This window comes from Bradyrhizobium sp. Ken51 (assembly GCF_055807435.1).
Map to the genome: position 1 here is coordinate 24,631 of NZ_JBVVPB010000050.1, position 11,258 is coordinate 35,888.

Annotated in this window: 6 protein-coding genes and 2 pseudogenes; 5 read left to right on the top strand and 3 right to left on the bottom strand. The window is 58.5% G+C overall.

Translation table 11 applies throughout. The annotated features are described in order from the left end of the window. Positions 1 to 352 precede the first annotated feature (352 nt). Positions 353 to 3,457: an efflux RND transporter permease subunit gene (locus tag AC0L27_RS38450; RefSeq protein ID WP_369726406.1), complete on the top strand. Its 3,105-nt coding sequence runs from the start codon at positions 353 to 355 to the stop codon at positions 3,455 to 3,457. 1,343 nt (positions 3,458 to 4,800) lie between these two features. Here AC0L27_RS38450 and queD read toward each other — a convergent pair. Then, positions 4,801 to 5,163, bottom strand: a complete 363-nt coding sequence (gene queD / locus AC0L27_RS38455) for a 6-carboxytetrahydropterin synthase QueD (protein WP_409192722.1) — start codon at positions 5,161 to 5,163, stop codon at positions 4,801 to 4,803. A 707-nt stretch (positions 5,164 to 5,870) separates the two neighbouring features. Here queD and AC0L27_RS38460 point away from each other — a divergent pair. Further along, positions 5,871 to 7,298 carry an MATE family efflux transporter gene (locus tag AC0L27_RS38460; protein WP_473323051.1) on the top strand — a complete coding sequence of 476 codons (1,428 nt, stop codon included), beginning with the start codon at positions 5,871 to 5,873 and terminating at the stop codon, positions 7,296 to 7,298. Between the two features lie 78 nt (positions 7,299 to 7,376). Here the strand turns inward: AC0L27_RS38460 and AC0L27_RS38465 are convergent. Next, positions 7,377 to 7,550 (bottom strand): annotated as a pseudogene (locus AC0L27_RS38465) (IS630 family transposase); the annotation flags it as partial. A gap of 367 nt (positions 7,551 to 7,917) precedes the next feature. Here AC0L27_RS38465 and AC0L27_RS38470 point away from each other — a divergent pair. Beyond that, positions 7,918 to 8,883 (top strand): IS630 family transposase, encoded by a 966-nt coding sequence (locus AC0L27_RS38470; protein ID WP_473323056.1) that lies wholly within the window; start codon positions 7,918 to 7,920, stop codon positions 8,881 to 8,883. A gap of 93 nt (positions 8,884 to 8,976) precedes the next feature. On the opposite strand, the pseudogene AC0L27_RS38475 reads toward AC0L27_RS38470, so the two are convergent. Continuing rightward, positions 8,977 to 9,369, bottom strand: a pseudogene (locus tag AC0L27_RS38475) (transposase); the annotation flags it as partial. On the opposite strand from AC0L27_RS38475, the gene AC0L27_RS38480 reads away from it, so the two are divergent. Further along, entirely contained in the window at positions 9,352 to 9,705 is a 354-nt protein-coding gene (locus tag AC0L27_RS38480; protein ID WP_409190682.1) for a hypothetical protein, read from the top strand. The pseudogene AC0L27_RS38475 and the gene AC0L27_RS38480 overlap by 18 nt on opposite strands. 1,204 nt (positions 9,706 to 10,909) lie before the next feature. Continuing rightward, entirely contained in the window at positions 10,910 to 11,074 is a 165-nt protein-coding gene (locus tag AC0L27_RS38485; protein WP_473323054.1) for a hypothetical protein, read from the top strand. The last annotated feature ends 184 nt before the right edge of the window (positions 11,075 to 11,258 follow it).

Sequence of the window (11,258 nt, forward strand, 5' to 3'; positions counted from 1 at the left end):
GCTGCAAGGCATTGCTGCCATTGAGGCGTGGGACGAGGTTAAATGGAAATACGTGAGCCCACTTCCGCGTTGGAGGTCCATCAGCACATTGTGTGCTTCCTCCAGAAGCAAGACCCAGTGATCCTGGACATCGGCTGCTACGACGGAGCTGACACTTGAGCTTGTCTGCGGCTTTGCCCAGAGGCTCAGCTCTACTGCTTCGAGCCGGCCCCCCGGGGCGGTTGCTAGCTTAAGAGAAACATGGGCTCTACCCTGAGAAGGTGCCCCTAGCCACAGTCGCCGCGTTGATGACTGTTGCTGTAGCCTGGCTTACTGGCGAATTTGCGTCAGTCTCTTGAATGCGAGCGTCGCGATGGCATTTACCGAGCTCTTCATCAAACGTCCGATATTGTCTATCGTCGTCAGTCTCCTGATCCTGCTGACCGGCGTTGGCGCGGCCACCGTTTTGCCAATCCGGCAGTATCCTAAGCTGACCAACACGGTCGTCAATATCACAACCTCTTATCCTGGCGCCTCCGCCGACATGATCCAGGGGTTCATCACCACGCCCCTTGAGCAAGCGCTCGGTTCGGCCGAAGGCGTTGATTACATTACGTCCTCCTCGGTGCTGGGTACCTCGACCATCCAGGTCTATATCAAGCTCAATTTCGATCCCAACGAGGCGCTCACTGAAGTGCTCTCCAAGGTCAACTCGGTCAAATATTTAATCCCTAAAGAATCGAACGATCCAGTCGTCACCAAATCTGCCGGTCAGACCACAGCTGTCATGTATATCGCCTTCTCCAGCGAAAAACTGACGGCCAGCGCAATCTCCGACTATCTCTCGCGCGTGGTGCAACCGGTTATGTCAACTGTAGATGGCGTCGCAGCGGCAGACATCCTGGGCGGCCAGAGTTTTGCGATGCGGTTATGGCTCGATCCCGCGAGAATGGCGGGCCACGGCGTGTCGCCAGCTGATGTTTCGGCTGCAATCGCGGCCAACAACTTCCAGGCTGCGGCCGGCCAGACTAAGGGCTATTTCACTCTCTCCGACGTCACGGTCAACACTGATCTGCGGAGTGTTGATGACTTCAAGCGTATGATCGTCAAAGCCAATGACGGCGGCTTTGTGCGCATGGAGGACATTGCGACAGTGGAGCTTGCGGCGCAGAGCACAAACGCCAGCGTCGCGATGAACGGCGAACACGCGATCTTCGTCGCCGTGCAGGCGAGCCCACAAGGCAATCCACTGACCATAGTGCAAGGCGTTCGGGCACTGCTTCCAGAAATGAAGCGCAGCCTGCCGCCATCGCTGAAGATGGAAGTGGCCTACGACTCCACCAAGTTCATCCAATCATCGATCGACGAGGTGGAGAAGACGCTCCTTGAGGCCGTCGCGATCGTGGTATTGGTGATCTTCCTGTTCCTGGCCTCGCCGCGGTCTGTCATCATTCCCGTCGTCACCATTCCGCTGTCCATTATTGGCGTCTACAGCATGATGTTGGCGCTGGGGTTCTCATTCAATCTGCTGACCCTCCTTGCGATGGTGCTTGCGATCGGTCTCGTGGTCGACGACGCAATCGTCGTGGTGGAGAACGTTCATCGCCATATGGAAGAAGGTGCGTCGCCCGCGCAGGCCGCTACGAATGGCGCGGGCGAGATCGTCGGCCCCGTCGTCTCCATGACGATTACGTTGGCCGCCGTGTACGCCCCCATCGGCTTTCTCGGTGGCATCACCGGCGCGCTGTTCCGCGAATTCGCGTTTACACTGGCCGGTTCGGTGATCGTGTCGGGCGTGATCGCGCTGACGCTGTCGCCCATGATGTGCGCGGTCTTCCTGAAGAGCGCTGAAGAGGGGCGGTTTGCAAAGTTTGTGACTCGTGTGTTCAGCGCCATGACGCGCTGGTACGGCCGCAAGCTCGACCGCTCGCTCGACTATCGCGCGGTTACCGGGCTGTTTGCGCTGACCATGCTGGGCCTCGTCGCCTTTCTCTATATGCATACTTCCAAGGAACTCGCACCCGAGGAGGATCAGGGCATCGTATTCGCACTGACAAAAGCGCCGAAATACGCCAATATTGATTACCTGGATTATTACGGCGCCAAGCTCGACAAGGCACTCCAGAAGTTTCCCGAGACGGATTTTCGCTTCGTGCTGAACGGCATCAGCGGTCCGCAGGGCGGCATGGCCGGGATGTTGCTTAAGCCTTGGGCCGAGCGGAAGCGCTCATCGATCGCGCTGAAATCGCTGGTCCAGGCCGAGCTGTCCAAACTCGAAGGCATCAACGCATTTGCCTTTAGCTTGCCGCCGCTTCCGGGCGGTTCGGGTGGCTTACCAGCGCAGATGGTGATCAAGTCGACGCTCGGTTTCCAGTACATCTACGAGCAGATGTCGAATCTGAAGGATGCCGCGCGCAAGAGCGGTCTGTTCATGGTCAGCGACTCTGACCTTGAGTTCAACCAGCCGGGGGTGCGAATCAAGGTCGATCGATCCAAGGCGAGCGACCTTGGCATCACCATGCAGAACGTCGGTAGCGCGCTCGCGACCCTCCTTGGCGGAAACTACGTCAATCGTTTCAACCTGCAGGGCCGCTCCTACGAAGTGATCCCGCAGGTGCCGCGCGAGAAGCGCCTGACGCCGGAATCACTTGGGGGCTATTATGTCAAGACTGCGGCGGGCTCGATGCTGCCGCTATCGACCGTGGTCTCCATCGAGACTGCGACCGATCCGAACGCACTCACCCACTACAACCAGCTCAACTCCGCGACCTTCCAAGCCGTACCGATGCCCGGCGTCACGATCGGTCAGGCTGTGGACTTCCTCGAGGGCGAGGCAATGAAACTGCCCGCAGAGTTCAGCCACGACTTCCTCGGGGACGCCCGTCAATATGTGCAGGAGGGTAACAAACTGGTTATCACCTTTGCGTTTGCACTCATCGTCATTTTCTTGGTGCTTGCGGCGCAGTTCGAAAGTCTGCGCGATCCCCTCATCATCATGTTCAGCGTTCCCATGGCAATCGCCGGCGCCTTAATCCCGCTATTCTTTGGCTTGGCGACTATGAACATCTACACCCAAATCGGACTGTTGACATTGGCCGGGCTGATATCCAAGCACGGTATTCTGATGGTCCAGTTCGCCAATGAGCTGCAGATCAAGGAGAGACTCGATCCCCGCTCGGCGATCGAGATGGCGGCGCGCGTCCGCCTCCGTCCAATCTTGATGACCACCGCGGCGATGGTCACGGGCCTCTTACCCTTGTTGACCGCAACGGGTGCTGGCGCCGCGAGCCGCTTCTCGATCGGGCTCGTGGTCGTCGCGGGTATGTCCATCGGCACGCTGTTCACGCTTTTCGTGCTGCCGGCGCTCTATGTCGCGATCGCGTCGGATCACCGCGCCGACGCGAGTTCCGATCACGTCCAGAACGCCGCCGAGCTCGCCTTCGTCGGAGCATCCGATGTCCACCTGGCCAAGCGGTAACCGTAACGATCAACCCGAGTTTGCTCGATCGCTCCGCTAGCGTGGGGGCGCTGCTCGCCGACCGCGGTAACTTGATCGCACTGGGTGCCTGCAGTTCATGGGGCGGACAGGAAGGATGATCCGCGGCTGCTGCGCTTCGTCTCATCTACTGCTTGCCCGAGGTGAAGGACTACATCGCGACCACCGACGGATGCCTGGGAGGGGTTCACGTTGCCTTGCGCATCCGGACCTTCAAGCCGGTGGTGCGAAGCTTGGGGGGTATCATGTGTTCGGCGAAGAGCGCGTCGCGGATCCGTTTCTGCTCCGACAGGCGGATGCTGTTGTTACCGAGCGGGCCCACCGCCACGTGATTTGCCGGAGATCACGGCAGCATAACTCGCAAGATTGACCTCGCCCGTGACAGGGACAGAGTCCATGTTCCCCCAATGAGTGGCGTACCCATTTTCAATTGGTTCTTGATGGAGAATTATTCACTTCCTGACCGCGCTGCATTGCTGTCTGAAAAGGGACCGCTGATTTGCTGCAGGCCTAGGATAGTTCCCAAGAAATTCAATCCCCGCGAATTCTGGGCGCGACACGAGCCGGCGCAAGACGCGAAGTCCGGCGATTGCTCGAGCGCGGCCGCCATTTTGGCTAAGGTTTGGGGATCGGATGTTCCCGGGATGAACCCGCGATCGGTGCGGGCCTGACTGCACTCTATCGATGCGGCGGGGCGAGGCATCGGTTCGTATGGACAGCTGTTCGCCCGGTTTACGTCCGCAGCTATCGGCTGGGTGGAAATAACCAGTCGGCCAAGGGACGCATCCGTGACCAGTCAGCGCGGACGCTCGAGTCCAGCACCTCGCCAGCTTCAATTGAGGCTTCGCCCGCCGAAGTGTCGAACGGGGGGTATTGACGGCGATGTGTATGGCACGCTCGCGGACGTGCGGGTCGCGCGATCCTGCATGCACCCGTGCTCCTCGCATTGGCGGCTAGCGCCGACCTGCTGCAGCACCAAGTCGCCCAGCCGCGTAGCGTCCGGGATGACGGGTCGTCTCGCCGGTACAATCATCGAATTCGCTCCTGAGGACAAATCCCCTCAGATCGTCCCGGCGGTTAGCCAACGCGGGATTCCGAATCGTTTGGCCGGAAGCTTTTCGAATGCCGTCACGTGATGGGTGTCCTCATAGCCAAACCGGGCGCTGTCCTCTGATCTCCCGTCAGACCCAAGGGCTCTTCCGTGAGCGCGGAAATCGCCGCGGGCGAGGCGGATGAAGAGCCGAATCGCAGATCGAGCAAGTCCGCTTCTGAGCCGAAGAACGACAGGCACGCCGCATCGACATAGTCCCAAATGAGCGCTGAAGTCAGCGATCGGGTCCGTCATATTCCGCCCAACTATCGGTCGTCTCGTACACCCTCACGCTCGAGAGTTGGGCGAGGTGCGGTTTCGCGTGCTCCCAGATCCAGATGGCGATATTTTCCGCCGTCGGATTTTCCAGTCCCGGGACTTCGTTCAGGTACTGGTGATCGAGCTTCTTTATAAGAAGGCCGAACGCTTCCTCCATGTTGAAGAAATCCATTACGAATCCGGTGTGCGGATCGACGGCCCCGTTCAGCACGACCTCGATCCGATAGGAATGACCATGCATCCGATGACAGCGATGTGTCTGCGCGACCTTTGGAAGTCGGTGCGCTGCCTCGAACTTAAATGCTTGGGATATCTTCATGTGATACCGAGTGTTTGTGGAACTGCACGCTGAGTCGCCATTTCGGCTGAGCCAGGCAGTACGCGATGGCCCGCCGCTCGACGGCGTCAGGGCGGTCTGTCGGTCGAAGCAGAAATTGTCCAAGCCACTCTCATCGACCGGTCTGGCAGGCTGCCGGCTGCGGCCACACGAATTTTCAGTTCGTGTCCGCGAGTGACGGCCTACGCGGCGCGATTTGCTGACGCAAATCCAGTCACCACGCTCGCCGGGACCGGCAGCCTGCTGTTCGTCTATCGCGACGAGGACCCGATGTCGTGCAAAGATTGCACGACATCGTCGAATGGCAAAAGTGGTTCTGAGCACGTTCATTACGTGTGCCATGCAGACGATGGAGCGTCTACTACAAGATCCGGTAGATGCCAAAGGCAACTTGAGGCCCTAGGGTCCGGCCGCGTTCCCCCACCGATCGTCATCGATAGAAGTGAACGCAACCGGCACGAAGCCCAATAAAAGGGCGGAACGGCACTGTCAGAACCTGGGTGGCTACCCACGAGCACCTCAGTCGGGATCCTCGCTGTTCAGAGGCGCGGAAGGCTACGACTGATGGGAGGCGTATGCATAGGAAAATCGACCAGTCAAAAATCAGCTTTGGTGAAGAGCAGATCCGGAGAGGATTGCGCTGAGTACGCCATCGGCGAATTTGGAAAACGTTAGAGACACGTTCGTCCGTGAATGAGCCGGATGCGGAATTCGCAATCGACAGCGAGCACAATGTTATGCCAAAGAAAAAACAGCACGTCGACCTAACCGACCAGAATCTCTTGGGTCTTATCCTGCGGCTCGCCATTCCGTCTGTTGTTGGGTTGTCGATCCATGCGCTGCAGCAGGTCGTCAACGCGATCTTTGTTGGGGCCCTAGGCGCGCAGGCGATCGCAGCTGTTAGCATGACCTTGCCGATCGTGGTCCTGCTCGCCGCAGCCGGACAGGGGATCGGTGTTGGAACAGCGTCGTTCATATCTCGTCATCTGGGCGCTCGTGAGTACCTAGAAGCGAGTCGAGGCGCAAGTACAGCACTCGCGCTCACCGCCCCGATCGGTATTACAGTTACCCTCGCTGTGCTTCCAAATCTGCCAGGGATATTCGCAACGCTCGGAGCAACCCCAAGCATCATGCCCGTGGCGCTCGACTACGCGGGAACGGTTTTGTTGGGGTACACCCCGATGCTACTAAATACCGTCAGCGGGTTCATTGTCAGAGCCGAGGGCTATACACGATTGAGCATGTGGGCGATGATGATCGCGTTTATATTGAACGCTGTGCTTGATCCCGTCTTCATATTCTTACTTGACTTCGGCGTGCGAGGCGCAGCCCTCGCAACGCTGGTATCTCAGATCGCTGCTTTTGGACTCTATATCGCGTTTTTTTCGAAGCTTGGCGGGACAGTTCTCGTCAGGATATCTCACATATCATTGCGAGCAGATCGCATCAGGCAGCTCGCGTTGGTAGGCGCGCCGGCGACAATGACGAGTATCCTGTCTGCTATTGCCGTTATGCTGTTGTACGGAGCTGCTGCGCCGTTCGGCGATGATTCGATCGCCGCGGTTGGAATAGCTGTGCGTATCTTGATGGTCGGCGCACTGCCTATCACCGGGTTCTGTATTGGCGCTCAAGCTATCCTGGGGTTCGGTTGGGGCGCACACGACTATGCTCGTATATTGAAGGCTGCGAAGTTCATGCTCTTCGTGACGATCGCATTCTCGGTGCTGTATTCTGCGGCCGTTGTGATTTTTGCGAGGCCTTTGGTGAGCCTATTTAGCGATAACGAGAACGTCACCGAAATTGCCGTCTCGACCTGCATCGTGTTCCATCTCTTCTTTGGACTGTTTGGGGTGCAGAGTTTCGTGACGGCAATGCTTCAGTCATTTGGGAGAGCGCGCCTCAGTGCAATTGTGTCCTTGGCCAGGCAGGGGTATCTCTTCATACCGGCCGTACTGTTATTCCCGCTGGTAGCGGGTTTTAACGGACTGTTAGCCAGTCAAGCGCTCGCAGAGCTTGGCGCCGGAATAATCGCTCTCATCGTCATGTTCAACCAGTTCGGCGAGCTCAGACGAGCGCTCCGGCACGGTCCTTCAAGAGCGATCGGGATAGCGGGTTGAGCTGAGAACGGATATGATCGAGGCACAGAGCATTGGGCGCTAGCCTCCTGGGAGGCTCGCCGTTAAGGCGTGAAGGGACTAGCTTCGATAGCCTGAGTTTTTGAGGTAGTTGGCGCATTCTTCGGGTGCAAATGCATCAAGGAGTTCGCCGATGGCGGCGCAGACCGCATCGACGGTTCGTGCTGTTGCCTTGCGGAGCAGATGCTCGAGTTTGGCAAAGATTTGTTCGATGGGGTTCAGGTCGGGTGAGTGTCCCTCCCATGTTCGGCACGTAATCTACGCTCACCGGTTCAATGATCCTGCAACGACCCTGCGCGAGGAGATCGCCCAGCTTGCCTTGTGCGGTCTGTCACGAAGTTAAGATTGGTCGGATCTTCCACAAAGCGGCGATTCGCGTCCCTTTCTCCGTCAGCCACCTCAGCAGCAATCAATGAGAGCGCGAAGGCTTGCCAGCCCAATTCGATCGGCTTTGCATATGCCGACGCAATCCTAATGGCTCCGTCCGACGTGACCTTCCAAGCGATGACGTATTCGTCCTGCGTTCTAGAGCGGTTCATCCATTGATTGAATCGGGAGGGATTCCGTCGGGCGGCGGTTTGTGATTCAAGATGCTGGCTGGATCGGAGGCCAGTATCGGATGGTCCGACCTCTTTCGAATGATCTTCGTGAACGAGCCGTAAAGGCGGTGGAATCCGGCGAGAGTTGCCATGCTGTGGCGGCCCGGCTCGATGTTGCAGTGTCGTCCGTGGTGAAGTGGCGGCAGCGCTATCGCGCGACGGGTTCGGTGGCGCCGGGCAAGATGGGCGGTCACCGAAAACCGGTTCTGGAGCCGCATCGAGCGTTCATCGTGGAGCGGATCAGGCAGACGCCACATCTAACGCTGCACGGGCTGAAGGACGAACTTGCCGCGCGAGGCGTGAAAGTCTCACACCATGCGGTATGGACCTTCCTGCGACGCGAAGGTCTCAGCTTCAGAAAAACACTGTTCGCCCTTGAGCAGGGCCGCGCCGACGTCGCGCGGCGGCGGCAGCGCTGGCGCAGCTTGCAGGATCGCCTCGATCCAAACCGCTTGGTGTTCATCGACGAGACCTGGATCAAGACCAACATGGCCCCGCTGCGCGGTTGGGGATCCAAGGGCGAGCGGTTGCGCGGCTTTGCGCCGCACGGTCACTGGCGAACCCTGACCTTCCTCGGTGCCCTACGCTCTGACCAGCTCACTGCGCCTTGCGTGTTCGACGGACCGATCAACGGCGAAAGCTTCCGCGCCTATGTCCAACAGCAACTCGTCAAAGTGCTCAAACCTGGCGACATCGTCGTCATGGATAATCTTGGTAGCCACAAATCGCCGACCGTCCGGCAGATGATCCGGAAAGCCGGCGCAAGGCTGTGGTACCTGCCGCCGTACTCACCCGATCTCAACCCGATCGAGCAAGTATTCGCCAAGATCAAGCACTGGATGCGCATCGCACAGAAACGCACGATCGACGACGCCTGCGACCACATCGGCCACCTCGTCAGAAGCATTCTGCCCGGCGAATGCAGCAACTACTTCGTTAATGCCGGATACGCTTCCATCAAAAAATAAAACGCTCTAATGTCGCGGTGCCTGCGACATGAAAAGAAGATGTAGTCAGTTCGGTCAATCTGTCCAGCGATGCTCTCACCATCTAGCGCTCGCCAAGTCACGCGTCTGTGCGGCTCGCATCAGGTGTCTGAGCTTGGCGAAGCCCTGCTCGATCGGATTGAGGTCGGGGCTATACGGCGGCAGGAAGAGCAGATGGGCTCCAGTGGCGCGAATGGCATTGCGCGGCGCCTTGCCTTTGTGACTGCCGAGATTGTCGAGAATGACAAGTTCACCCCTTGCGAGGGTCGGCGCCAGCACCCGTTCGATGTAAAGGGTGAAGAGCTCGCCGTTGATGGGGCCATCGATGACCCATGGGGTGCTGATCCGGTCATGGCGCTGTGCCGCGATGAAGGCCATGGTCCTCCAGTGGCCGAAAGGCGCTGAAGCCTGGAGCCGTTGCCCACTCGGTCCCCAACCTTGTAGCGGGGCATGTTCGTCTTGATCCAAGTCTCGTCGATGAAGACAAGGCGTGAAGCGGTACGCGCCCGCTTACGCGCGATATCGGGACGATCTTGTTCGGCTGGCAGGATCGCTTTTGAAGCTCAGCTTCTCGGCGTGAACGAACGTCCACACCGCCCGCACATCTGTCTTGATCCCGCGCGCAGCCAGTTCCTGCGTCAGCTTCCGCAAAGTGAATGGTCCAGAGCGAATGCGTTTGCGCAGCCATTCGGCGTTGGTGCCCGACAGAACCGGCTTCTTGTGACCGCCGATCTTGCCGGGCGAAACGCTTCCGGTCTCCGCCGCAGATTTTTCCAATTCGTCACACAGGAAGGACTGATCTGAAGTGCTTCCGCAATGAAACGAACCGTCTCGCCCCCGTCAGCCCTCGCCAGAGCCAGCTCACGACGATCTTCCGAATAGGGTCGCGTCATCCATCCTGGCCCGCGTTCCCTAGCATCATAAATTGTCCCCTCTGGGAATCCCGATTGCAGCAAAAAAAACATGCTGCTGCACGTTGGCCTCTTGCGGCCTGCGCCAGTCAGACCGCTTTGGCGGTCACTGTCTTCATCAGCCGGCGGCCACTGCACTCAGCGGCTCGGGACATGGTATATCCTCCTTTTCAGTAGCGCCCAAATGATCCCCGCCGTCGTGCTGGCTTTCGCGACCGTGACATCACCAGCATCAGCTCCGATCTTCGCGGCGCATCACTGCCCAGGTCAGCCAAACCGCCTAAGCCCGCGCCGCAGGCCATCAGCTGCTGTCCCCCGGGGGCGGCAAACTGATGGGACGGTACGATTCCAAGTTTGCATTCGGACAAAGCCCCGGTCGTGATCTGGACTGACATCATCGTCCGAAACGGCTCGTCGCTGCAGATCGGAGGCATGGCGGGCACGGACACGGACAGCTACCACGGCTTCAATGATGAGGTCGACAACCATTAATTTCCAGCTCTTCGGACCTACGATCCTGATTGGCGCGATCGCCGCACGAAACAGCTCTTCAGAGACGCTTGGCCGCGTCGTCGAGCAAACGATCGGCAAGCCCTCGAGGTCCGGCCACACCGGAGATTCGACCGGCTATATATCTTCAACATCCTCCTGGATCAGGACATTGTTTTTCCAGCATTTGCCGCTGATAAAAGGCGCCGTGCACGCATCTATTGTATCATGGACGTAGCCGCGCCTCTCTTTGTCAAGGATGAGTGCGCCGCCTTTGTCCACGAGGTTAGAAGTTGGCGCCATGGCCGCCGCGCATGAGTTCCCTCTTGAGCCCGTGGTTATGGCCGACGCGGGCATCGATGTGTAGGTGCCAGCGAGTTCGCGGATATGGGTATCCGCAGACACGTCGGACCAACGGCCGATGATCCAATGCGACGGCCATCCCGAAACGAGTGAAGCGACCTGCCACAATGCGCTCAAGCGCGTAAACTTGATCTAGAGGCCGCGCCGATCTTGCGTCTCGTCTTCGGAACCATCATGCGTGTTCATTGACAGTAAGCCCAGTTCTAGACCATGGCTTTGAGATCCCAGTGGGTCTAAGGACGCAATTGATCGAAGTCGCTGCTTGGAATGCCATTGTGATGCTGGTGAGCGCTCAATCAGGAAAGCACGCAAATAGACGTCATCAGCTTGCTCATTTCGCGCAGGAAGGCGATGATACTCAGCGGCTCGGCAGCGCCTCGGAAAAGCCAGCAAAGAGCGCCTTCGGTTGAGCGCGATAGGACCGATCATCGAGAAGCGCGTCACACCCAAGCGTGAGGACGCTCACGGGATGAAGAAGGCGAGCTTGCCCGTCTGTCGGGTAGCGTCAATTATGATGCTAGTACCCGGAATCAGAGCTGAGTGATACGTCGACCTTTGAAGGGACGCTGGCGGACCTTTTTCTTGGTCCAGACG